The 20,992-nt window shown below is 67.0% G+C and carries 26 protein-coding genes, 1 pseudogene and 1 other annotated feature; of the genes and pseudogenes, 16 read left to right on the top strand and 11 right to left on the bottom strand.

All coding sequences use genetic code 11. The features are described 5' to 3' along the window. Positions 1-180: transposase (locus AC1DYN_RS22765; protein WP_477963393.1), on the bottom strand; the 180-nt coding region annotated here is incomplete at its 3' end. A gap of 153 nt (positions 181-333) precedes the next feature. On the opposite strand from AC1DYN_RS22765, the gene AC1DYN_RS22760 reads away from it, so the two are divergent. From AC1DYN_RS22760 to AC1DYN_RS22735, 6 genes are all read left to right on the top strand, one after another. Continuing rightward, positions 334-639: a hypothetical protein gene (locus tag AC1DYN_RS22760; RefSeq protein ID WP_477963392.1), complete on the top strand. Its 306-nt coding sequence runs from the start codon at positions 334-336 to the stop codon at positions 637-639. Positions 640-730: 91 nt separating this feature from the next. Continuing rightward, positions 731-1,156, top strand: a complete 426-nt coding sequence (locus tag AC1DYN_RS22755) for a pentapeptide repeat-containing protein (RefSeq protein ID WP_477963391.1) — start codon at positions 731-733, stop codon at positions 1,154-1,156. Between the two features lie 81 nt (positions 1,157-1,237). Beyond that, positions 1,238-1,792, top strand: a complete 555-nt coding sequence (locus AC1DYN_RS22750; RefSeq protein WP_477963390.1) for an SMI1/KNR4 family protein — start codon at positions 1,238-1,240, stop codon at positions 1,790-1,792. Between the two features lie 246 nt (positions 1,793-2,038). Beyond that, a complete protein-coding gene (locus AC1DYN_RS22745; RefSeq protein WP_477963389.1) occupies positions 2,039-2,335 on the top strand; it encodes a hypothetical protein in 297 nt (98 codons plus the stop codon). Between the two features lie 99 nt (positions 2,336-2,434). Further along, the gene (locus AC1DYN_RS22740) at positions 2,435-2,770 is read left to right on the top strand and encodes a hypothetical protein (protein WP_477963388.1); all 336 of its coding nucleotides are present in this window, start codon (positions 2,435-2,437) and stop codon (positions 2,768-2,770) included. Further along, a complete protein-coding gene (locus AC1DYN_RS22735; protein WP_477963387.1) occupies positions 2,767-3,069 on the top strand; it encodes a hypothetical protein in 303 nt (100 codons plus the stop codon). The genes AC1DYN_RS22740 and AC1DYN_RS22735 overlap by 4 nt, the downstream gene beginning before the upstream one ends. A 1-nt stretch (position 3,070) precedes the next feature. Here AC1DYN_RS22735 and AC1DYN_RS22730 read toward each other — a convergent pair. Then, positions 3,071-4,219 (bottom strand): annotated as a pseudogene (locus tag AC1DYN_RS22730) (IS3 family transposase). Then, positions 3,903-4,009: a sequence feature (AL1L pseudoknot), on the bottom strand. Its footprint overlaps the pseudogene before it by 107 nt. A gap of 12 nt (positions 4,220-4,231) precedes the next feature. After that, entirely contained in the window at positions 4,232-5,227 is a 996-nt protein-coding gene (locus AC1DYN_RS22725; RefSeq protein ID WP_477963386.1) for a LysR family transcriptional regulator, read from the bottom strand. 78 nt (positions 5,228-5,305) lie between these two features. Between AC1DYN_RS22725 and AC1DYN_RS22720 the strand changes: the two genes are divergently transcribed. From AC1DYN_RS22720 to AC1DYN_RS22710, 3 genes are all read left to right on the top strand, one after another. Continuing rightward, positions 5,306-5,944 (top strand): DsbA family protein, encoded by a 639-nt coding sequence (locus AC1DYN_RS22720; RefSeq protein WP_477963385.1) that lies wholly within the window; start codon positions 5,306-5,308, stop codon positions 5,942-5,944. A 63-nt stretch (positions 5,945-6,007) separates the two neighbouring features. Then, complete coding sequence (locus tag AC1DYN_RS22715) at positions 6,008-6,907, top strand: MBL fold metallo-hydrolase (protein ID WP_477963384.1); 900 nt, start codon at positions 6,008-6,010, stop codon at positions 6,905-6,907. Between the two features lie 4 nt (positions 6,908-6,911). Beyond that, positions 6,912-7,301, top strand: coding sequence for a nuclear transport factor 2 family protein (locus tag AC1DYN_RS22710; RefSeq protein ID WP_477963383.1), 390 nt, complete (start codon positions 6,912-6,914; stop codon positions 7,299-7,301). Between the two features lie 10 nt (positions 7,302-7,311). Here AC1DYN_RS22710 and AC1DYN_RS22705 read toward each other — a convergent pair whose 3' ends face one another. From AC1DYN_RS22705 to AC1DYN_RS22690, 4 genes are read right to left on the bottom strand one after another with little or no spacing between them, the layout of a single operon-like run. Further along, a complete protein-coding gene (locus tag AC1DYN_RS22705) occupies positions 7,312-8,478 on the bottom strand; it encodes a mandelate racemase/muconate lactonizing enzyme family protein (protein ID WP_477963382.1) in 1,167 nt (388 codons plus the stop codon). A 21-nt stretch (positions 8,479-8,499) separates the two neighbouring features. Next, positions 8,500-9,195 (bottom strand): SDR family NAD(P)-dependent oxidoreductase, encoded by a 696-nt coding sequence (locus AC1DYN_RS22700; RefSeq protein ID WP_477963381.1) that lies wholly within the window; start codon positions 9,193-9,195, stop codon positions 8,500-8,502. Then, positions 9,185-10,150, bottom strand: a complete 966-nt coding sequence (locus AC1DYN_RS22695; RefSeq protein WP_477963380.1) for a Bug family tripartite tricarboxylate transporter substrate binding protein — start codon at positions 10,148-10,150, stop codon at positions 9,185-9,187. The genes AC1DYN_RS22700 and AC1DYN_RS22695 overlap by 11 nt, the downstream gene beginning before the upstream one ends. A gap of 9 nt (positions 10,151-10,159) precedes the next feature. Next, positions 10,160-11,092, bottom strand: a complete 933-nt coding sequence (locus tag AC1DYN_RS22690; RefSeq protein ID WP_477963379.1) for a dihydrodipicolinate synthase family protein — start codon at positions 11,090-11,092, stop codon at positions 10,160-10,162. 105 nt (positions 11,093-11,197) lie between these two features. Between AC1DYN_RS22690 and AC1DYN_RS22685 the strand changes: the two genes are divergently transcribed. After that, entirely contained in the window at positions 11,198-12,112 is a 915-nt protein-coding gene (locus AC1DYN_RS22685) for a LysR family transcriptional regulator (RefSeq protein ID WP_477963378.1), read from the top strand. On the opposite strand, the gene AC1DYN_RS22680 is transcribed toward AC1DYN_RS22685, so the two are convergent. The 4 genes from AC1DYN_RS22680 to AC1DYN_RS22665 all read right to left on the bottom strand — a co-directional run bounded on the left by AC1DYN_RS22680 (position 12,099) and on the right by AC1DYN_RS22665 (position 15,954). Then, the gene (locus AC1DYN_RS22680; protein WP_477963377.1) at positions 12,099-14,342 is read right to left on the bottom strand and encodes a xanthine dehydrogenase family protein molybdopterin-binding subunit; all 2,244 of its coding nucleotides are present in this window, start codon (positions 14,340-14,342) and stop codon (positions 12,099-12,101) included. The two genes, AC1DYN_RS22685 and AC1DYN_RS22680, sit on opposite strands and share 14 nt — an antisense overlap. Positions 14,343-14,355: 13 nt before the next feature. Next, positions 14,356-14,829 carry a (2Fe-2S)-binding protein gene (locus AC1DYN_RS22675; protein WP_477963376.1) on the bottom strand — a complete coding sequence of 158 codons (474 nt, stop codon included), beginning with the start codon at positions 14,827-14,829 and terminating at the stop codon, positions 14,356-14,358. A gap of 93 nt (positions 14,830-14,922) precedes the next feature. Continuing rightward, positions 14,923-15,495 (bottom strand): TetR/AcrR family transcriptional regulator, encoded by a 573-nt coding sequence (locus AC1DYN_RS22670; RefSeq protein ID WP_477963375.1) that lies wholly within the window; start codon positions 15,493-15,495, stop codon positions 14,923-14,925. A gap of 30 nt (positions 15,496-15,525) precedes the next feature. Beyond that, positions 15,526-15,954, bottom strand: a complete 429-nt coding sequence (locus AC1DYN_RS22665) for a VOC family protein (RefSeq protein ID WP_477963374.1) — start codon at positions 15,952-15,954, stop codon at positions 15,526-15,528. A gap of 143 nt (positions 15,955-16,097) precedes the next feature. Between AC1DYN_RS22665 and AC1DYN_RS22660 the strand changes: the two genes are divergently transcribed. From AC1DYN_RS22660 to AC1DYN_RS22635, 6 genes are read left to right on the top strand one after another with little or no spacing between them, the layout of a single operon-like run. Further along, complete coding sequence (locus AC1DYN_RS22660) at positions 16,098-16,760, top strand: TetR/AcrR family transcriptional regulator (RefSeq protein ID WP_477963373.1); 663 nt, start codon at positions 16,098-16,100, stop codon at positions 16,758-16,760. Then, a complete protein-coding gene (locus AC1DYN_RS22655) occupies positions 16,753-18,843 on the top strand; it encodes an alpha/beta hydrolase (protein ID WP_477963372.1) in 2,091 nt (696 codons plus the stop codon). The genes AC1DYN_RS22660 and AC1DYN_RS22655 overlap by 8 nt, the downstream gene beginning before the upstream one ends. Positions 18,844-18,875: 32 nt before the next feature. Further along, positions 18,876-19,631 (top strand): methanethiol S-methyltransferase, encoded by a 756-nt coding sequence (mddA, locus tag AC1DYN_RS22650; RefSeq protein WP_477963371.1) that lies wholly within the window; start codon positions 18,876-18,878, stop codon positions 19,629-19,631. Positions 19,632-19,664: 33 nt separating this feature from the next. Next, positions 19,665-19,910 (top strand): DUF6364 family protein, encoded by a 246-nt coding sequence (locus tag AC1DYN_RS22645; RefSeq protein ID WP_477829018.1) that lies wholly within the window; start codon positions 19,665-19,667, stop codon positions 19,908-19,910. Continuing rightward, positions 19,900-20,343, top strand: coding sequence for a TA system VapC family ribonuclease toxin (locus AC1DYN_RS22640; protein WP_477963370.1), 444 nt, complete (start codon positions 19,900-19,902; stop codon positions 20,341-20,343). The genes AC1DYN_RS22645 and AC1DYN_RS22640 overlap by 11 nt, the downstream gene beginning before the upstream one ends. Positions 20,344-20,349: 6 nt before the next feature. Next, on the top strand, positions 20,350-20,979 hold the full coding sequence (locus AC1DYN_RS22635) for a 2'-5' RNA ligase family protein (RefSeq protein ID WP_477963369.1): 630 nt from the start codon (positions 20,350-20,352) through the stop codon (positions 20,977-20,979). Positions 20,980-20,992: the final 13 nt, after the last annotated feature.

Here is a 20,992-nt window from a genome sequence, read left to right as displayed (position 1 = left end):
GTGGATGCGCAGCATCGTCTCGATGCCGAACGGTGGCCGTCCCGTCTTCGCCTTCGGGTAGTGCGGCTGCACAATCTGCACCAGCGCAGCCCACGGCACCACTCGCTCCATCTCCTCCAGGAACTCCCGCTTGCGCGTCTTCTTGGTCGACAGATTCAGTCCCAGTCCCAGTTGCTTCATCGGCTCAACTCGCTTGGCGATCATGCCCTTCGTCTATGCAAGCCTCAGGCCGGTTTTGCAGAGTTTCCTTAGGCCTCAGAAATCACATCTATGAACTGGGAACCGATCTCCGAGGCGGCTCTGCGGGATCTAATCAACGCAGCGGAGAGTCGAATGGATATCCCGCAGGCAAGGCTATGGGAGGTCATCCGAATTGAACCTGCGAAGTGGTCGGAAGCATCATTCGGAAAGGAAGGAAATGGCTTTTGGGCTGTTGCGATCATTGGAGGAACGGTTGTTTGGTACAACGACATAGAAGACGGCTTCAACCGCTCCAGGTACTCCAGCTTCGGCAGCATTGGAGAATACTTGTGCAATCAGGACGGACTTGAACTTACGCTTCAGTTCATTCTGGATGCCGTCGAAACAGGCCAAGACTCCACGCCGAGGCTAGGGCCGCCAATGCCGGGCACACAATGAACCAGAGGCCTATCCCTTCCTTCAAGCGCGCCCGCCTTCGGCGGTTCGCTTGAGTCAAACGCCAGGCCTCGCCAAGCGACACCCCAGAGTCATGCTCATAGAGAACGAAATCACCGTTGCGCAACTACTTAACGCCTATGCGAATGGACAGCGCGTGTTCAAGAGCACCGAAGTCATCAGCGAGCACGAGGGCTTCTCTCTGGAAAACGTCGATCTTCAAGATGCGGAGTTCTCCGAATGTTGGTTTCATTCGGCGAACTTCTCACACGTGAATCTAAAGCGAGTGAAGTTTCTTGGATGCAACCTCAAGTGCTCTACGTTCGAGCGATGCGATCTGAGCGGCACTGTATGGGAAGAATGCGCTGTCTGTTCCATTGCAGTCATTGCCTCAGAGACTCGCGATCTCCAGGCCTCCAAGCTCCACGCGTACGGGGCAGGAATTGAAGATGCCTCAGTCCTGATCGAGTACGCGGAAGAAAATGGCAAGAAGCGTAGCCTTGGCCCGAGCGTGGCCTGACCCTTCCATGGAGCGGGCATCGTCCAGCGTGCTTCGCACACTTCCAGCCGTCGCTCATGTCAAACGTTAGGCGTCATCCTCGTGCAACTTGAACAGATCAAGGCCGTCCTGAAGAATGCAGGAGTTGCCTTCGCTCCAGGGCTCACACCGCAAGAGTTCAGCGCCGCTGAAGCACGCTTTCAGTTCACATTCCCGCCAGACCTGCGGATGCTCCTGTCCTTTGCGTTGCCAACGGGGGAAAGATTCCCAAACTGGCGAGAGCTTGATAGTCCTTACCTGGTCGGTGCACTCAGTCGTCCCTTGGAAGGGTTGTGGTTCGATGCACAGCAGAACTCACTGTGGCAACCATTCTGGGGGCCGCGCCCTGCCAACGATGCGGCCGCCTTCGAACAACTGAGACGACTGGTCCGAGCAGCGCCAACATTGATTCCTGTCCAAGGCCACAGATACATGCCTTCTTCTCCCTCAGAGGAAGGAAACCCCGTCCTGTCGGTACACCAATCAGACATCATCTGCTACGGGCTCAACCTGGAGGACTACTTCAAGAACGAATACAGCTACTACTTTGGCCTGAAGGGGTACGAGCGGAATGGAGACCCCAAACGCATTGCCTTCTGGTCGTCATTTCTTGAGTAAGTTGAGCAGGCTCAAATGACGCCTAATCCTTCAATCGAGAGAGCATGCCCCGGCAAGCCGGGTTCTGCCTCTCATCTCAAACGTTAGGCACCCATGACACCCGGCGAATCACGTTCAGCACTCGAAGCTTTCGCTGCTGCGACTGGCGTGGCGTTCGAATCGGCGACCCCAAGGGCGGGCATAGGCCAGATGCTTTTGTTCTTTGAGTCCTGCGAGGCAGAGGGTTGCGGCGGCCGAGACGGCGACATGCTGCTGTACCAGTGGGGAACCTATGACTGGGGCGCCGGCAGCCACTTCGAACTGAACATCACTCGTCAGTTCATCGAGGCTAGTCTGCAGGACGACGATGCAATCAGTCAGTTGAGCCTCACGTTTCGGTTCGCTCCGTCGCTGTCACTCGAAGGCTTGGGCACCGGCAATGTCTGGTTCGAAGGTGCGCGAGCTGCCACTCTCGTCCGCGAGCAAATGCATGATCACCCAGCGTTCCTTGCGGTCGCAGATGCGCAGGCCAAGTCAGTCGAACTTGTTCACTCGCATGCCTAGCTCTCTCGCGCCGCGGGTGCCTAACCCCTCCCTCGAGCGGGCAGCCACAGGCGGGCTTCGCCCCCCTGCGTCTGTCGCTCATGTCAAACATCGTTCATCATGAACAGCCACATCCCCCCCATCGAAGCCGAAAGGAACGAGGCAATCTTGGCTCGCGTCGAGGAGCTTGGCGGCGAATACGTCTGGGACGCCGAAGTGTTCGCCGTTTCGTGCATGGACGTTGCCATCGCCGACAGCGACGCAATCGCTCTCACTGAGTTGACGGGTGTTCAGCAGATTGCGCTTGACTGCTCTCGTGTGTCTGTCGGCGCTCTCAGGAAGATTGCCGCGATCGCCGGACTTCGGTCTCTCGTGGTTTGCAGCCCTTCGTTCGACACGAGCGAGCTCCAACTCCTTCAGGCCGTCGGCCCTGATGTACAGGTGGTCAAAGAATGATGCTCAACCGTCCGCTGGGCTTCAACTTTGTGCCGACGCCGCAGTTCACTGCCGACCTGACGTTCCATTTCCGCGAACATGCCTCTGATCGTCGGCAGTGGTTCATGTTCGACGAGAGTCTGCACCGTCGAGTGCCGATGCAGATGGATGGGGTTGAAGGACTGAATACGGTGGGAATGTGGATCGATGAGACGCGTACTTTTCGGTCAGGAGAAACGGTGCGAGTCCGTTGCATGGTGATTGCGCCTGACTTGTACAGTGTGAATCGCACCGGCTTTCGTGGAGGCCGGTTGGTGTGAGTCAGGCCGAGATGGCCTGACGGTTGGCGAGTTGCCGGTGGTAGTTTGCCTCGGCTTCGACCGGCGGGATGTRGCCGWTCGGCGCCAACAGCCGGTGGTGGTTGAACCAGGAGACCCATTCGAGCGTGGCCAGTTCGACGSACTCCTTGGACCTCCATGGCGCTCGGCGATGGATCAGCTCGGTCTTGTACRGCCCGTTGATCGTCTCTGCCAGCGCGTTGTCGTAGYTGTCRCCCTTGGAGCCCACGGACGGCTCGATGCCGGCCTCGGCCAGTCGCTCGGAGTAGCGGATGCTGACGTATTGCGAGCCGCGATCGGAGTGATGGATCAGCGCCCCGTCGCGCTGGCTTGCGTGCATACAGCGCCTGYTCCAGCGCGTCGAGCACGAAGTCGGTTCGCATCGAGCTGCTGACCCGCCAGCCCACGATGAATCGCGCGTAGACGTCGATCACGAAGGCCACGYAGACCATGCCCTGCCAGGTCGAAACGTAGGTGAAGTCGCTGCCCCACAGCTGGTTCGGCCGCTCGGCGTGGAACTGCCGATGCACCCGATCCAGCGGGMACGAGGCCTTCGCGTCCGGCGTCGTGGTCCGCACCGCCTTGCCGCGTCGCGCGCCCTGCAGGCCCTGCATCCGCATCAGCCGCTCGACCGTGCAACGCGCCACCGCCACGCCSYCGCGGTGCAGTTGCCGCCAGACCTTGCGAGCGCCATAGACCTCCACGTGGGTGCGGTGCACCCGCTGGACGTGATCAACCAGGACAGCATCGCGCCTGGCTCGCTGCGGCACGAGCGCCGGGTTGCGCACCCGCGCCGCGTGGCGCCAGTAGCCCGATGGGACAACCTGCAACGTCTTGCAGATCGGCTCGACCCCGAGGTGCCCACGCCGCGCGTCGATRAACGCTCTCACTTCTTGTGATGGCGGTCGAGCTCCTAGATGCGTTGCTGTTCGCTCGTCGTCGGCCCAGGGCGCWGCCCCTCGTCGCGCTCAGCCTGCCGCACCCAGCGCCGCAGCGTCTCCGCCGTGCTGCCGATCTTGGCCGAGATCGACTCGATCGCCGCCCACTGCGACTCGTCTTGGTCCTGCGACTCCAGAACCATGCGCACTGCGCGCTCGATCACCTCMGGTGAAAACTTCGTGGACTTCCTCATTGCTCCATTCTCTCAATCGAAGGAGCCTCCTCGGAACTCGGTGCGATTCACCTGCGGATCGGTCCCGTGGAGGGCCCGCCGTTGCTGCTCTCGTTCTGCCAGCAGGTCCACGAAGGCTCGAACCTTCGCGGGACGAAAACGCGCCGCCGGAAACACCGCATGGATGCCGCCGGCGGGCAGGCGCCATTGCGGCAGGACCTGGATGAGGCGTCCCGTGACGAGATCGTCTTCGACCGCATAGTCCGGGAGCACGGACAACCCCATGCCCTGGCACACGGCTGCGCGCACGGCGAGCGTGGCGTCCAGGAACACGGAGGCTTGCACCGTCACCTCCTCGCGCTCGGTCTCGTTGAGCGAGAAGCTCCACCTGAGGTGCTCACGCAACGCGGTGTTGGCGACGAACGGCAGCCTGGCAATGTCTTGCGGGCGGGTGAGTCCCGCCACCTGCGGTGCCATGGTCGCTGACGCGACCAGCAATTGCCTGAAGCTGCCGATCTTGCGCGCCTGCAAGCCGGTCTCCGCCAGCCAGCCCACCCGAATCGCCAGCTCGATGTTGCCGCTCATGATGTTCAGAGTCTGGTCGCTCAGGATGGCGTCGACCTTGCACGCGGGATGGCGTTGCATGAAGGCCGCGATGACCGGTACGACGACCCCGACGCCGTAGTCGAAGGGAACAGTCAGCCGCAGCGTGCCGGACGGCTCCGTCGATCCCTCGGCCAGTTCGTCGAAGGCCTCCTCGGCCTCGCGCAGGATCATGGCGCAGCGCAGGTAGAACGCTTGCCCGGCTTCGGTGGGCTGCACCTTGCGTGTCGTKCGCACCAGCAGCGAGGTGCGGAACTCGCTCTCCAGCCGCGCGACCTGTTGGCTCACCACAGCCTTGGTGATGCCCAGGCGCTCTGCTGCCGCGGTGAACGAACCCGTCTCCACCACCGATACGAAGTAGGTCAGGCGCCTCAGGTTGCCCAACCCTCCCAAGCCGGGTTCGGCATTACTGTATGTTTTCAGCATACATTGTGTTTAGCGTGTATGTATTTAAAAGTCAATCGAGGCTGCCTACCATCGCTTCATCAAACGAGGGGCTGCTCCATGGACAAGACCGTTCACTACCTGTTCGACCCGCTGTGTGGCTGGTGCTATGGCGCGGCGCCCGCTGTCTCCGGTTTGCTGGAGATTCCCGGGGTCAGCCTCAAGCTGCGGCCGACGGGCCTGTTTTCCGGCGCGGGCGCGAGGCCGATGGACGATGCATTCGCCGCCTATGCCTGGTCCAACGACCAGCGCATCGAAGCCCTGACGGGGCAACCCTTCACCGAGCGGTACCGCGAGCGGATTCTCGGCAACCGCCAGCAGCCGTTCGACAGCGGTCCTGCCACGCTCGCGCTGAGCGCCGTGTCGCTGACCGCTCCCGCCAGAGAACTCGAAGCGCTCAAGGCGATCCAGCAAGCGCGCTACGTGGATGGCCGCGACGTCATTTCGTCGGCGGCGTTGGCCGATGTGCTGGAGGCGCTCGGTCTCGAAGAGGCCGCCGCGAGGGTGGCGCACCCCGATGCGGATCTGCTCGGCAGCAACCGGGCCCGTGTCGGCCATGCCCAGGCGTTGATGCGCGAGTTCGGTGCCCGGGGCGTGCCGACCTTGATCGTCGAATCCGGCCCGAAGCGCTGGGTGCTGGACCACGCTGCTGCGTATTCCAACCCGCGTGCATTGCTCGAACAGCTGGAAGCAGCCTGAGCCTCCCGTCGGCCCCGTCCCGGCCACCCCTGTCCCGTCAACTTTGAAGAAGGCACGACCCCCATGACAAACCGAAGAGACGCCATCAAAACCGTAGCCGCCGCGGGTGTCGCGACGGCCATCCTTGGAGTGAAGAACGCTATGGCTGCAAATCCCCAACTGACCTGGAAGCATTTCCCCGCGGGCGAGAACGGCTTCTTCCGCGCCCCGGTGCTGATCTCCGGCGCGCGCGAGGCCGTCCTGCTCGATGGCGGCTTCACGCTGGCCGACGGCAAGGCGCTCGCCGAGGCCATCAAGGCCAGCGGCAAGAAGCTCACGACCATCTACATCAGCCAGAGCGATCCCGACTACTACTTCAGCCTCGCGCCCATCAAGGCGGCGTTCCCCGCGGCCAAGGTGATCGCTGCGCCGGCCACGATCGCGGCCATCCGGGGCAACGTGGAAAAGAAGCTGGCGACCTGGGGGCCTCAGCTGAAGGAAAACGGTCCGCAGGCCCTGGCGGACATCGTGATGCCCGAAGCCTTCGACGGCCGGACCCTCACGCTGGAGGGCCAGGCCATCGAGATCACCGATGCCGATGGCCTGGCCAATCGCCGCTACCTCTGGGTGCCTTCGCTCGACGCCATCTTCGGCGGCGTGCTGCTGTTCTCGGGCGTTCACGTGTGGACCGCCGACACCCAGGGCGCCGAGGCCCGCGCGGCTTGGGTGAAGGCGCTTGACGCGATGGCGGCGCGCAAGCCCGCCGTGGTGGTTCCTGGCCACATGGCGCCCAGCGCTGCGACAGACGCAACGGCGATCCGCTACACGCGGGACTACCTCGTGGCGTTCGAGGAAGAGTTGGCGAAGGCCGCAGACAGTGCCGCCCTCATTGCCGCCATGACCAAGCGTTATCCGAGTGCCGGCATGGGCGTGGCGCTGCAGATCGGTGCCAAGGTCGCCAAGGGCGAGATGAAGTGGGGTTGAGGCGATGACGACGAACATCGACATCGTCCGCGCCCACTACGCGGCGTCGACCCAGGGAAACATCGCCGGGATGATGGCCGATGTGTCGCCACAGGTGTGCTGGACGGAGATGGCGGGCTTTCCGTGCGCGGGCACATGGGTCGGGCCGCAAGCGGTTGTCGACAACGTCTTTGCCGCTCTCGGCCGGGATTGGATCGGCTATCGCTTCGAGCTGCAAAACCTCATCGACGGCGGCGACCAGGTCGTCGGGGTGGGGACCTACCACGGGGCGTATGGCGCCACGGGAAAGGACATGCAGGCCCGGGTGGCGCACGTCTGGAAGTTGCATGGCGGGAAGATCGTGGCCTTCGAGCAATTCACGGACACGCTGCTCGTTCGACAAGCAATGAGCTGATCTGGGCGGCTCAACCGGCCAGCCCCTTCATCTGCGCATACAGATCGGCCTTCCCCTCGAACCCGATCCCCGGCAACTCCGGCAAGGTGACGTACCCGTTGTCGACCTTCACGCCATCGGGGAAGCCGCCGTAGGGCTGGAACAGGTCCGGGTACGACTCGTTGCCGCCCAGCCCCAGCCCGGCCGCGATGGCCAGCGACATCTGGTGCCCGCCGTGCGGCACGCAGCGCGATGCCGACCAGCCGTGCGCCTTCAGCATCTCCAGCGTGCGCAGGTACTCGACCAGCCCATAGCTCAGCGCGCAGTCGAACTGCAGCCAGTCGCGGTCGGGCCGCATGCCGCCGTAGCGGATCAGGTTGCGCGCATCCTGCATCGAGAACAGGTTCTCGCCGGTGGCCATCGGCCCGGCGTAGTGCTGCGCCAGCTCGGCCTGCAAGGCATAGTCGAGCGGGTCGCCGGCTTCCTCGTACCAGAACAGGTCGTACTGCGACAGCGCCTTCGCATACGCGACGGCGGTGGGCAGGTCGAAGCGGCCGTTGGCATCCACCGCCAGCTTCTGCCCCGGGCCGAGCAGGCGCAGCACGGCCTCGATGCGCTTGCAGTCCTCGGCCAGCGACGCGCCGCCGATCTTCTTCTTCACCACCGAGTAGCCGCGGTCCAGGTAGCTGCGCATCTCGCGTTCCAGCCCTTCGAGGCCCTGGCCCGGCCAGTAGTAGCCGCCCGCGGCGTAGACGAACACCTTGCGGTTGGCACGGCCGTTGCCGTAGCGCTCGGCCAGCAGCTGGAACAGCGGCTTGCCCTCGATCTTGGCCACCGCATCCCACACCGCCATGTCGATCGTGCCGACCGCCACCGAGCGCTCGCCATGCCCGCCGGGTTTCTCGTTCGTCATCATCGTCGCCCACACCTTGTGCGGATCGATGTTGTCGCGCTCGGCATCGAGCAGGCTCGCCGGGTCGGCTTCCTGGATGCGCGGCAGGAAGCGTTCGCGCATCAGCGCGCCCTGGCCGTAGCGTCCGTTGGAGTTGAAGCCGTAGCCGATCACCGGCTTGCCGTCGCGGATCACGTCGGTGACCACGGCCACCAGGCTCAGCGTCATCTTCGAGAAGTCGATGTACGCGTTGCGGATGCTGGACTGGATGGGTTTGGTCTGTTCGCGGATCTCGATGATCTTCATGGTGTGTTCCTGGGGGGATGTTCAGCGCGGCAGCGAGGCGCCGCCGCAGATCTGGATGTCCTGGCCGGTGATGGCTGCGGCCGCGGGGGAGAGCAGGAAGCCCACCAGCGCCGCGATCTCGTCGGGACGGATGAGGCGGCCGATCGGCGGCAGCACCGGCGCGGCGGCCTGCCGGGCGGGGTCGTCGGTCATGGCCGTCTGCGTGGCCGCGGGCGACACCACGTTGACGGTCACGCCATGCGCCACCACCTCGGCGGCCCAGCTGCGCGACAGCCCGGACAGCGCGGCCTTGGTCGCCGCGTACTGGCTGCGGCCGGCCTTGCCTTGCGCGACGCGGCTGCCGATCAGCACGACGCGGCCATGTCCTGCGGCCGCCATGGCGGGCAGCAGCCGGTCGCCGATGCGCTGGGCGGCATCGACATGCAGGCGCCACATCAGTTCGCCGGCCGCTGCATCCAGGCTGCCGAGGCTGCCCACGCGCAGCACGCCGGCGGCATGCACGAAAGCCTGGGCGCCGGCCAGGCGCTGCGCCGCCGCGTCGGTCGCCGGGCCATCGGCCAGGTCGACGCGCAGCGCCTGGAATTGCGGGTGATCCAGCGCCGCCGGCCCGAGGTCGAGCCCGCTGACGCGCCAGCCGCCCTCCAGCAAGGCCTGCGCGATGGCCCGCCCGATGCCGGAGCTGCTGCCGGCCACGACGGCGTGGCGTTCACTCGGCACGGATCTTCCCCTCGGTCACGATGCGCAGCGACAGTGCCATGTCGTCCGTCTGGAAGCGCGCGAAGTCGTCGATCGAGCCCGGCGTCAGCAGCAGGCCCTGCGGGGTCAGCTGCTCGCGCATGTCGGTACCCAGCGCCTTGTTGACCTCGGCATTCAGCCGCACGGCAATCTCCTTCGGCAGGCTGGCCGGGCCCCACAGGCCGTACCAGCTGTAGAACTCGTAGCCGGGCACCGTCTCGCCCACGGTCGGCAGGTCGGGTTGGCTGGGCACGCGGTTCTTCGACGTGACGGCCAGCACCTTCAGTTGCCCCGCCTTCGCGAACGAGGCCGAACCGAGGATGGGATCGATGAACGCGTCGATGCTGCCGCCGATCAGGTCTTGATACGCCGGTGCGGAGCCCTTGTACGGCACGATCAGGTATTCCAGCTGGCCGGCGCGGCGCAGCATCTCGGTGCTCAGGTGCCCGGCCGAGCCGGTCGAGCCGATCGCGAAGGTCAGCTTGCCGGGGTGCGCACGGGCATAGGTCAGCAGGCCCTTGACGTCGTTGAACGGCAGGTTCTTGTTGACGGCGATCGCCAGCGGCGCCTTGGCCACCAGCGCCACCGGCGCGAAGTCCTTGACCACGTCGTAGACGGCGGTCTTCTGCGTCATCGGCGTGATGGTGAAGGTCGACGCGCTGAACAGCAGCGTGTAGCCGTCGCCCGGCGCCCGTGCCACGGCCGAGGCACCGATGGTGCCGGCACCGCCTGCACGGTTGTCCACGATCACCGTCTGGCCGAGTTGCTGGCCCAGCTTCTGCGCCAGCAGCCGGCCCACCACGTCGAGCGTGCCGCCGGGCGGGAAGGGGATGACCATCGTGATCGGCCTGGCCGGCCAGGACTCGGCGCGGGCGCCGGTGCCCAGGCCGAGCAGCGCGGCGGCGGCCGCGCAAAGGAGGAAGCGTTGGCGGTTCATGTCGTCCCCTCAGCGCTTGAGCAGGCCGGCCTGGGCGACGGCGGCGCGCAGCGCGGCCATCTCGGCATCGTTGGGTGCCTCGGTGGGCGGGCGCACGGTCGGCGAGTCCAGCACGCCGGCCAGGTACATCCCCATCTTCATGCGCGCATGGGCCTCGCCCGTCGGTTCGCCGCCGCCGTAGACGGCATCCTTCAGCGGCGTGATCACGGCCTGCACCGCGACGGCCCGCTTCAGGTCGCCGGCCTTCACGGCCTCCCACAGGGCGTTGATGAGGCTCGGGATGAAGGTCGCGAAACCCACCAGCGCGCCGTCCACGCCTTGCACCATCGAGGCCAGCAGATACTCGTCATGGCAGGTCAGGATGGCCTTGCTCGCATCGGCCTGRCGGATCGCGGCGATGTCGGCGGCGTACTTGTTCATGTCGCGCTGGCCCACCTTGAAGGCGGCGACGGCGGGCAGGCGCGCCAGCTCCGCCAGCGTGGCCGACGAGTACGACGCGCGCGTCCATGCCGGGTAGACGTGGGCCACCAGGTCGAGGCCCACCGAGGCGATGGCCTCGAAGTAGCGCGTCACGTGGTCGGGACGGAAACCGAAGCGCAGCCAGTGGTGCGGCGGCATCACGTCCAGCGCCTTGGCACCCGCCTCGCGCGCCATCGCGGCCTGCTCGGCGGCATCGCGCGTGCCTTCGCAGACGATGGACGAGATCACCGGCAGCCGGCCCTTCAGCTCGTCGGCCACGATGCGCGTCACCTCGGCGCGTTCGCGCGGCAGCAGCGAGAACACTTCGCCGGTGTGGCCATTGGTCATCACCGCCACCACGCCGGGCTGCGTCGCCAGCCACGCGGCATGCTTGCGCAGCGCCGGCTCGTCGATGCGGTGGTCGCGGGTGAACGGGCATGCGATCGCGGGGATGATGCCGCGGTAGTTCTGGATCGTGCGCATGGGTCTTGTCTCCTGTCTGTTGAACAATCGACGTGAATCTTGCGCGCCGCGGCCGTTGCTGGCCAATGCCGCTTGGGTCTTCTTCCATGCCCTGTGAGCACCGCCATGAACCTGATCTGGCTCGACGACTTCCTGACCCTGGCGGCCAGCGGCAGCTTCTCGCGCGCCGCACAGGAGCGGCACATGACGCAGCCGGCCTTCAGCCGCCGCGTGCGGGCGCTGGAAGACTGGCTGGGCGTGGTGCTGTTCGACCGCAGTACCCAGCCCGCCACGCTCACCGAGGCCGGGGAGTGGTTTCGCGCGGTGGCGCAGGAGCTGCTCACGCGCGTGGCGGTCATCCCCGACCAGGCGCGCGCGGTCGCCGATGCGAGCTCGGCCACGCTGCGCATCGCGTCCACGCATGCGCTGTCGTTCAGCTTCCTGCCGGGCTGGCTGCGCGGGCTGGAGTCGCGCCTGGCGCAGGGGCCGGGCCCGGTGCAGCTGATCTCCGACGTGATGCAGCAGTGCGAGGCACTGATGCAGCAGGGCCGCGTGCAGTTCCTGCTGTGCCACGGCCATGAGCAGGTGCCCAGCCGGCTCGACCCGGCCTCGCACCGCTGGGCAGTGGTGGGCCATGACGCGCTGTTGCCGGTGTCGGCACCCGACGCGTCGGGCCGGCCGCGTCACGCGCTGGACGACACCGGCGGCAAGCCGGTGCCGCTGCTCGAATACAGCGCCGAGTCCGGCATCGGCCGGCTGGTGCGGGCGCTGCGCGGCAACGCCCTGGCCGAGGCCCATGCGCAATCGGCGCTGACGGCGCACCTGGCCAGCGTGCTCAAGACCATGGCGCTGGACGGCCGCGGCGTGGCCTGGCTGCCGCGCAGCCTGATCGTCGACGACCTGGCCGCCGGCCGATTGGTGGCGGCCGGCGGCGCGGCCTGGGCGATCGAGGTCGAGATCCGGCTGTTCCGGCCGCGCTCGCCCTTGCCGCGCGCGGCCGAACGCTTCTGGGCGACGGTGGAGGGCGTCAGCCCAGCTTGAACGGCAGCTCGCGCACCGGCTTGCCCGTCAACGACGCCACCGCGTTCGCGAACGCCGGCGCGAGCGGCGGCAGGCCCGGTTCACCCATGCCGGTCGGCGCATCGCCGCTGGGCACCAGGTGCACCGCGATCTGCGGCATGTCGGTGATGCGCGGCACGACGAAATCGCCGAAATTGCTCTGCTCGACCACGCCGTCCTTCAGCGTGATCGCCGCGCCGGGCAGGCACATCGACAGGCCCATCAGCGCGCCGCCCTGCACCTGGGCTTCGACGCTCTTCGGGTTGACGACCAGGTTGCAGTGCACGCCGGCCGTCACGCGGTGCAGCGTCGGCGTGCCGTCCTTCACCGAGGCCTCGACGACGTAGGCGACGATCGAGTTGAACGACTCGTGCACCGCCACGCCCCAGGCGCGCCCGGGCGCGAGCGCCTTCTTGCCGTAGCCCGACTGGTCGACCGCCAGCTGCAGCGCTGCCTTGTGGCGCGGGTGCTCCTCGCCCATCAGCTTCAGGCGGTAGGCCACCGGGTCCTGCTTCGTCGTGCGCGCGATCTCGTCCACCAGCGTCTCCATCACGAACGCGGTGTGCGTCGAGCCGACGCTGCGCCACCACAGCACCGGCACGTTCTGCTTCGGGTGGTGCACCGTCAGGCGCATCGGCACCGCGTAAGGCTCCTTCATGCCCTCGACCGCGGTGCCGTCGATGCCGTCCTTCACCATCATCGGCTCGAACGGCGTGCCGCCCAGGATCGACTGGCCGACGATCACGTGGTCCCAGGCCAGCACCTGGCCCTGCGCATCGAAGCCGATCTTCGCGGTGTGCAGGTGCATCGGCCGGTAGTAGCCGCCCTTGATGTCGTCCTCGCGGCTCCACAGCGTGCGGATCGGCGCGTTGATGCCGGCCGCCTGCGCCGCCTTCACGACCGAGCAGGCCTCGACGACGTAGTCGCTGCTGGCGATCGCGCGACGGCCGAAACCGCCGCCGGCCATCTGCACGTGCACCTGCACGTTCTGCGGCGGCACGCCCAGCACCTTCGACGCGGCCAGGCCGTCGAGGCCCGGCATCTGCGAGCCCATCCACAGCTCGACCTGACCGCCGGCCGCGCGCACCGTGCAGTTCAGCGGCTCCATCGGCGCATGCGCCAGGTAGGGGAACACGAACTCGGCGTTGATCCTGTGCGCGGCGCCGTCGAGCTTGCTCACGTCGGCGTCGTACTTGCGCGCGCCGGGCTGCGTGGCGAGTTCGCGGTACTGCGCCAATTGCCTGGCGCTGTCGACCTTGTCGACGCCGCTCGCATCCCACTCGAGCTTCAGCGCATCGCGCCCCTGCTTGGCCGCCCAGTAGCCGTCGGCCACCACGGCGATGCCTTCGCCGCCGCGGTCCACCGGGATCCGCAGCACGGCCTTGACGCCCTTGACCGCCTTGGCGGCGCTGTCGTCGACCGACTTCAGCTTCGCCGCGAAGACCGGCGGGTGCGCGACCACGGCCGTCAGCATGCCGGGCAGGCGCACGTCGATGCCGTAGCCCTGGTGGCCGCTGGACTTGGCCTTGGCATCCAGGCGGCCGGTGGCCTTGCCGATCAGCTTGAAGTTCTTCGGGTCCTTCAGCGTCACGGCCTCGGGCACCGGCAGCTTCATCGCGTCGTCGGCCAGTGCGCCGTAGCCGAGCTTCTTGCCGCCGGGGCCGATCACCGTGCCGTTGGCCGTGCGCAGGCTGGACGGGTCGACCTTCCAGCGCGCCGCCGCGGCGCTCACCAGCATCGCGCGGGTGCGCGCGCCCAGCTCGCGATACTGCGTGTACGAGTGCGCGATCGAGCCCGAACCGCCGGTGATGTGGATGCCGAACACCGGGTCGATGTAGGCCGGGTCGTTGCTGCCGTGCGCGCTCCTGACCTTGGACCAGTCGGCATCCAGCTCCTCGGCCAGGATCATCGGCAGCGAGGTCTGCACGCCTTGCCCGAAATCGAGGCGGTTGATCGTGACGGTGGTCGTGCCGTCCTTGTCGATGTGCACGAAGGCCGACGGCTGCTGCGTCGGTTTCAGGCCGGCCGAGGGCTTGGCGGCCTCCTGGGCCATCGTTCCGAGCGGAAAGGCGCCGAGCGCGAAGCCGCTCGCAGCCGTCAGCTTCAGGAAACTGCGGCGCGGCAGGCCTTCGGCCACGGGGCTTTCGGGCTGCGCTGCCATCAGGGCTTGCAGGTGCTTCGGCAGCTCGAGGGTGGTGGGTTCGAAATGCATGGTGTGGGCTCCTTCAGGCCAGCGTCTTGGCGGCGTCGGTGATCGCGGCGCGGATGCGCGCGTAGGTGCCACAGCGGCAGATGTTGCCGGCCATCGCCGAATCGATCTCGGCCTCGGTCGGCTGCTTGCCCCGCGGCAGGCTCTTCAGGAAGGCGGTGGCCGACATGATCTGCCCGCTCTGGCAGTAGCCGCACTGCGCGACGTCGTGCTTGACCCAGGCCTCGTGCACCGCCTTGCCGACCTTGTCGGTGCCGCCGGTGACGGCTTCGATGGTGGTGATCTTCTGCCCGGCGGCGGCCGAGATCGGCGTCACGCAGGAACGGATCGCCTGGCCGTTCAGGTGCACCGTGCAGGCGCCGCACAGCGCCGCGCCGCAGCCGAACTTGGTGCCGGTCATGCCCAGCGTGTCGCGCAGGGCCCAGAGGATGGGGGTGGAGGGGTCGGCGTCGACCTGGCGGTTCTGGCCGTTGATGTTCAGTGTGCTCATGGGTGCTCCCTGGGATGGCCTTGGTGGCGTGAATTGGTTGGTGAACATTGATTCGGTTAAACGATAGGCCTGTGCACCGGTTTGGTCAAGTGGTCAGGCCTTGATGCCGTCCCAGCACAGCCCGAAGGCCATCGCCAGGTGGGTGTCGGTGCGCGCCAGCGTGCCCGAGCGCAGCATGTTGGCGGTCTCGCGCACCGAGCCGCCGAAGCTGTTGATCAGCATCGGCGTCGGCACGTCCTTCAGGATCTGCTGCGCCCTGGCGGCCTCGATCAGGTCGACCCAGTCCTTGAAGAGCCGGGTCGACAGGTTGCGGCTGACCTCGCTGAACCACGGCGAGTTGTAGTACTGCTCCATGAACACCATCTGCGCATAGTGCGTCAGGCGGTGCTCCAGCCAGTTCGTCCACATGCGCTGGAAGCGGCTGCGGTACGGTGCCGCGGGGTCGTCGCCCTGCATCAGGCTGGCGGCCGTCTCGGTCTTGGCCTGCTCGTACAGCGCGACCAGCAGGTCTTCCTTCGACTTGAAGTAGACGTACAGCGTGCCGGTGGCCAGGCCCGCCTCGCGCGCGATCGCGGCCATGGTCAGCCCGCTCAGGCCGGTCTGTTCGACCAGCGTGAACGTGGCGCGGGCGATGGCCCGGAGCTTCTCGTCGTCCTTGGGTTTCACCCGTGCATCATAGACGAACGGATATTCGGGCTAGAACGTGACCACCACCGACGGCGCGCTGCGCCTGGCTTCGCCGTGGAAGACAGCCTCGATGTTGTTGCCGTCCGGATCGAGCAGGAATGCGGCGTAGTAGCCGGGGTGGTAAGGGCGTTCGCCTGGTTTGCCGTTGTCCTTGCCGCCGGCCTCGAGCCCGGCGCGGTAGAAGGCGTCGACCATCGCGCGGTCGCGGGCCTGGAAGGCGAGGTGGTGGCGCCCGGTGAGCTTGCCGGCGGCGGCCTGGCTGTCGGCGGTGGAGACGAACAGCTCGTCGATCCAGAAGTAGTCGGCGGCGCTGCCGCCCACCGGAATCTCCAGCACCTTGGAGACCGCCTCGTAGAAGCGTTTGCTGGCCGCGATGTCGGACACGACGAGCTGGAGGTGGTCGATCAGGCGGCCGCGGTGAAGTTGCTGTACTTCCATGGGGAGTCTCCTGGTGGTGGGTCGAAGCCGACAGACGCCGAAGGGCGTCGCGAGTTCCCCCTAAGTTGAAGCGAATCCCGGCTTGCAATCGACAGGGTCGACATCTAGGTTTGAACAGTCGTATAAACCGCCTGTTCAACACCATGACCCTGAAGTCCGCCCCGCGCGCCGCCGCGGCGCCTGGCGACGGTTCGTCCGTCGACACCCGCGAGAAGATCCTCGACGCCACCTTCCGGCGCCTCGCGAGCGAGGGCTATGCGGCGTTGAGCGTGCGCGAGATCGCCAAGGATGCGGGCGTCAACCATGCGTTGATCAACTACCACTTCGGCTCCAAGGACCAACTGGTCATCGAGGTGCTGGATGCGGCAAACCGCCGGCTGCTGGCACGCCAGGGCTCGATGTACGCCGGGCCGGGCGGCTACGCCGCCAAGTGGGCCGAGGCGCGGCGCTTCTACGAGAGCGACCTCGCATCCGGCTTCGTGCGCGTGCAGGCCGAGCTGTGGGCGGCCAGCTTTGCCAACGCCGGCCTGCGCGAAAAGTTCCTGCCGCGCCTGCTGGCCTGGAAGAAGCTGGTGCGCGACGTGGTGCGCGAGGCGGTGGCGGCGCTCGAATCGGCCGGTGTCTCACTGCCGGCGGCACTGACGGCCGACGTCATCGCCTGCTGGATCTCGGAGTTCTGGCTCGGCATGGAGTTCGCTGACCTGCTGGGCGTCCGGCAGGAGAGGGCGCAACACCGGGCGGCGCTCGACGCGGTGCAGGCACTGCTCGAATCGCTGGACGCACGCGTGGGAGAAGCCCATGGCTGACAGCCCCTACGAGACCGTCGAGCCGGCACGCCAGGGCTTCGTCGACCGCGACGGCGTGCGCATCTGGTACGCGGTGTGGGGCGACAGCGGGCCGTGGATCGCGTTCGCGCCGCCGTTCCAGATGGTGGACAGCCGGATGCTGAAGGGCGCCGTGCCCTGGCTGTGCGAGCACTTCCGCGTCATCACGATGGACGGGCGCGGCAACGGCCGCTCCGACCGGCCCGATGCCGCCGAGTGCTACAGCTTCGACATCTTCCATGCCGATTTCGTGGCCGTGCTGGACGCTGCCGCCGGCACCGAGCGCGTCGCGCTGGTCGGCACCTCGGCTTCGGCGATGACGGTGCTGCGCGTGGCCGCCGAGCAGCCGCAGCGCGTCACCCACCTGGTGATCGCCGGCGGCTTTGCCGAATCGCTGGTCGACACCGATGCCCTCGCGCGCCTGGTGCAGGCCGAGGCCGACCAGGCGAGCGACGACTGGCCCGGCTACATCGACACCTTCATGTCCAACCTGTTCACCGAGCCGCATTCGACCAAGCCCTTCGAGGACGGCGTGGGCTACGCGCAAGGCACCAGCGGGCGCGTCATCAACTGGGTGCGCAAGGCCTGGAAGGGCAACGACGTGCGCGAGCTGGCGCGCCGCGTGAGCTGCCCGACGCTGGTGATCCACGGCACCGATGACCACCGCGTGCTGCATTCGCACGGCCGGGCGATCCATGCGCTGGTGCCCGGCGCGCGCCTGCTGGTGGTCGAAGGCGGCGGCCACCTCACCGCGGTGCGCGACCCGGTGCTGTTCAACCGCAGCGTGCGCGATTTCATCGGCGGCACGCCGCGCAGCGCGACCTGGACGCGGGCGATGAAGCGGCGGCGCCGTGCGCTGTTCATCTCCAGCCCGATCGGGCTCGGCCACGTGCAGCGCGACCTGGCGATCGCGCGTTCGCTGCGCACGCTGCAGCCCGATCTCGACATCGACTGGTTCACCGTCGATCCGGCGGCGCGCTACCTGCAGGCCGAAGGCGAACGGCTGCACCCGATCACGCGGCGGCTGGCCAGCGAGAGCCGGCATTTCGAGCGGCAGGCCGGCGAGCACGACCTGTCGGCGTTCTTCGCGCTGCGCACGATGGACGAGATCATGACGCGCAACTTCATGACCTTCGTCGACCTGGTGGAGACCGAGCACTACGACGTGGTCATCGGCGACGAGGCCTGGGACGTCGACTACCACTACCACGAGAACCCGGAGCTCAAGCGCCAGCCCTTCGTCTTCCTCACCGATTTCGTCGGCTGCCTGCCGATGGAGCCGGGCAATGCGCGCGAGGCGCTGCTGTGCGCCGACCGCAACGCCGACGACATCGAGCACATCGCGCGCTACCCGTACATCCGCGATGCGGCGCTGTTCGTCGGCAACCGCGACGACGTCACCGAGGCGGCATTCGGCCCTGGCCTGCCGGGCATCCGCGACTGGACCGACCGCAACTTCAGCTACTGCGGCTATGCGCTGCCGTTCGACCCGGCGACGCTGGCCGACACCGAGCGGCTGCGCGCCCGGCACGGCTGGCGGCGCGACGAGAAGATCGCGATCGCCACCGTCGGCGGCACCGCGGTCGGGCGCCCGCTGCTGCAGCGCATCGTGCAGGCCTTCCCGCGCATGAAGCGCGAGCTGCCGGAATTGCGGCTGGTCGTCGTCACCGGCCCGCGCATGGCCGGCGATGACTTCCCGCAGCTCGACGGGCTGGAGATCCGGCCCTACGTGCACAAGCTGTACGAGCAGCTCGCGTGCTGCGACCTCGCGCTGGTCCAGGGCGGGCTGTCCACCTGCATGGAGCTGGTGGCGACGCGCCGGCCGTTCCTGAGTTTTCCGCTGCAGCGCCATTTCGAGCAGTGCGTCCACGTGCGCTGCCGGCTCGCCAACTATGGCGCCGACCGCTCGCTCGACTACCCGACGCTCGATCCCGACACGCTGGCCACGCGCGCGCTCGCGGCCATGCACGAGCCGGTGCGCTACCGGCCGGTGGAAACCGATGGCGCTGCGCGTGCGGCGCTGCGCATTGCGCAAGTGCTCGACAACCGCTGGTGGGCGCGCTAGCTGCGCCGCCGGCACTTCATGGGAGTGTGGTCATGGCCATCTTCGGCGTTCTCTACGGCTTTGCCGTCTACGTCTTTTTTCTCGCGACCTTCATCTATGCGATCGGTTTCGTCGGCGGCGTGGCCGTGCCGAAGAACATCGACAGCGGCAGCGCGGTGCCGCTGGCCGAGGCGCTGCTCGTCAACGTGCTGCTGCTCGGCCTGTTCGCGGTTCAGCACAGCGTGATGGCGCGGCGCGGTTTCAAGCGCTGGTGGACGCRCATCGTGCCCGAGCCGGTCGAGCGCAGCAGCTTCGTGCTCGCGGCGACGGCGGTGCTGGCCCTGCTGCTGTGGCAGTGGCGGCCGATCGCGCAGCCGGTGGTCTGGTCGGTCGGCGACCCGGTGGGGCGCTTCGTGCTGCAGGCGGTGTTCTGGCTCGGCTGGGCGATGCTGCTGATCAGCACCTTCCTGATCAACCACTTCGAACTGTTCGGCCTGCGCCAGGTGGTGGCGCGGCTGCGCGGTCGGCCGATCCCGGCGCCGGTGTTCCGCACGCCGCTGTTCTACCGGCATGTGCGGCACCCGATCTACCTGGGTTTCCTGCTCGGGTTCTGGGCCACGCCGGTGATGACCGCCGGCCACCTGCTGTTCGCGGTCGCCACCACCGGCTACATCCTGATCGGCATCTGGTTCGAGGAGCGCGACCTGGTCGCGCAGTTCGGCGACCGCTACCGGGTCTACCGCGAGCAGGTGGGGATGCTGCTGCCGTGGCCGCGCAAGGGCAGCGGGAGGGATGMGGCCGAGCACTAGCGGAACCAATACAGAAATCTGTATCATCTTTGGATGAAGACGACCCTCGACATCAACGATGAACTGCTGGCCACGGCCAAGGCACTTGCTGCCCGGCAACGAACCACGCTGACGCGCCTGATCGAGGAGGGCCTGCAGCTGCGCTTGAGGGCGCAGCAGGCGACGGTGCCGCGAGGCAAGTCGCGTCTGCCGGTGTTCAAGGGGCGCGGTGGCCTGGTAGCGGGTGTTGATCCGCTCAGCAACAGGTCGCTGCTGGAGGCGTTGGGCGATGACGCCTGACGTGAATGTGCTGGTCGCGGCGTTCCGCAGCGACCATCCCCATCATGCTGTTGCCCGGCCGTGGCTCGAAGAGGCTGTCGCCGCGGTTTCATCAGGAACAACCTTGACCGTGATGCCGATGGTCGTGGCCAGTTTTTTGCGGCTGGTGACCAGCCCCAGAATCTTCCACGTCCCGACGCCGATCGAGCAGGCGGTCGGCTTTGTCGATGCGCTGCTCGCCGTGCCGGGTGTCCAGCTGGCGGATCAGGGCGCGGAGTGGCCTCGTCTGCGCCAACTGTGCCTGGACAAGCAACTTGGCGGCAATCTCCTGCCGGACGCCTGGCTGGCTGCGGCCGTCGTCCACATGGGCGAACACCTCGTGAGTTTCGATCGTGACTTCAGGAAGCTGATCGGCCGCACCCACTTCACGTTGCTTGAGGCTGGTGCTCGATAGATGCGAATGAAGAAGGAGGCCCGGTCCGGGTCGGAACAGTTCGGCTTGCCGGGGTTCGACGAGCCGCCGATACAGCCGCTACCACCGCCCCCTGCGCAGGCGACCCGCGTCTCGCAGGTCGCGCAGCACCTGGGCCTTTTCTTCGCATTGCGGCCGCCGCCCGAGGCGGCCGAACGCATCATCGAGCTGGCGACTCGACTGCGCAGCGAGCATGGCTTGGCCGGCAAGCTGTTGTCGAGCGAGCGTCTGCATGTCACGTTGCGCGCGATGGTCGACGACGACGCCAACGTCGAGTTGGCGATGCATGTCGCCGCCGGCCTGGTACACGAGGGCTTCGAGCTGTGCTTCGACCGCGCGCTGAGCTTTCCCGGCAGTGGTGCCTTCGTGCTGCGAAGCAGCGACAACCTGCCCGCGGTCGCTGCGTTCCGCCGGCGGCTGAACCTGGTGATGGGCGACACCGAGGCGCAGGCCTCGCGCAACGCCACGCCTCACATGACGCTGCTGTACGACCGCCGGCACAGCATCGCCGAGCACGCAATCGAGCCGATCGGCTGGCACGCGGCCGGCTTCGCGCTGGTCCGCAGCCACGTCGGCCAGGGTCGCCACGAGACGCTGGGCGCCTGGCTGCTGTCGTGATGCAATGCCGGCC

Source organism: Rhizobacter sp. P2_D12, assembly GCF_056404395.1.
The sequence above is the reverse complement of the archived record's forward strand: the minus strand, read 5'-3'. Positions and strand labels throughout refer to the sequence as shown.

Excerpts from the sequence above, each read along its gene's own strand:
- AC1DYN_RS22760 (WP_477963392.1), top strand. The coding sequence starts at position 334 with ATGGATATCCCGCAGGCAAGGCTATGGGAGGTCATCCGAATTGAACCT.
- AC1DYN_RS22755 (WP_477963391.1), top strand. The coding sequence starts at position 731 with ATGCTCATAGAGAACGAAATCACCGTTGCGCAACTACTTAACGCCTAT.
- AC1DYN_RS22745 (WP_477963389.1), top strand. The coding sequence starts at position 2,039 with ATGCTGCTGTACCAGTGGGGAACCTATGACTGGGGCGCCGGCAGCCAC.
- AC1DYN_RS22740 (WP_477963388.1), top strand. The coding sequence starts at position 2,435 with ATGAACAGCCACATCCCCCCCATCGAAGCCGAAAGGAACGAGGCAATC.
- AC1DYN_RS22735 (WP_477963387.1), top strand. The coding sequence starts at position 2,767 with ATGATGCTCAACCGTCCGCTGGGCTTCAACTTTGTGCCGACGCCGCAG.
- AC1DYN_RS22720 (WP_477963385.1), top strand. The coding sequence starts at position 5,306 with ATGGACAAGACCGTTCACTACCTGTTCGACCCGCTGTGTGGCTGGTGC.
- AC1DYN_RS22715 (WP_477963384.1), top strand. The coding sequence starts at position 6,008 with ATGACAAACCGAAGAGACGCCATCAAAACCGTAGCCGCCGCGGGTGTC.
- AC1DYN_RS22710 (WP_477963383.1), top strand. The coding sequence starts at position 6,912 with ATGACGACGAACATCGACATCGTCCGCGCCCACTACGCGGCGTCGACC.
- AC1DYN_RS22705 (WP_477963382.1), bottom strand. The coding sequence starts at position 8,478 with ATGAAGATCATCGAGATCCGCGAACAGACCAAACCCATCCAGTCCAGC.
- AC1DYN_RS22695 (WP_477963380.1), bottom strand. The coding sequence starts at position 10,150 with ATGAACCGCCAACGCTTCCTCCTTTGCGCGGCCGCCGCCGCGCTGCTC.
- AC1DYN_RS22685 (WP_477963378.1), top strand. The coding sequence starts at position 11,198 with ATGAACCTGATCTGGCTCGACGACTTCCTGACCCTGGCGGCCAGCGGC.
- AC1DYN_RS22680 (WP_477963377.1), bottom strand. The coding sequence starts at position 14,342 with ATGCATTTCGAACCCACCACCCTCGAGCTGCCGAAGCACCTGCAAGCC.
- AC1DYN_RS22675 (WP_477963376.1), bottom strand. The coding sequence starts at position 14,829 with ATGAGCACACTGAACATCAACGGCCAGAACCGCCAGGTCGACGCCGAC.
- AC1DYN_RS22665 (WP_477963374.1), bottom strand. The coding sequence starts at position 15,954 with ATGGAAGTACAGCAACTTCACCGCGGCCGCCTGATCGACCACCTCCAG.
- AC1DYN_RS22660 (WP_477963373.1), top strand. The coding sequence starts at position 16,098 with ATGACCCTGAAGTCCGCCCCGCGCGCCGCCGCGGCGCCTGGCGACGGT.
- AC1DYN_RS22655 (WP_477963372.1), top strand. The coding sequence starts at position 16,753 with ATGGCTGACAGCCCCTACGAGACCGTCGAGCCGGCACGCCAGGGCTTC.
- AC1DYN_RS22645 (WP_477829018.1), top strand. The coding sequence starts at position 19,665 with ATGAAGACGACCCTCGACATCAACGATGAACTGCTGGCCACGGCCAAG.
- AC1DYN_RS22640 (WP_477963370.1), top strand. The coding sequence starts at position 19,900 with ATGACGCCTGACGTGAATGTGCTGGTCGCGGCGTTCCGCAGCGACCAT.
- AC1DYN_RS22635 (WP_477963369.1), top strand. The coding sequence starts at position 20,350 with ATGAAGAAGGAGGCCCGGTCCGGGTCGGAACAGTTCGGCTTGCCGGGG.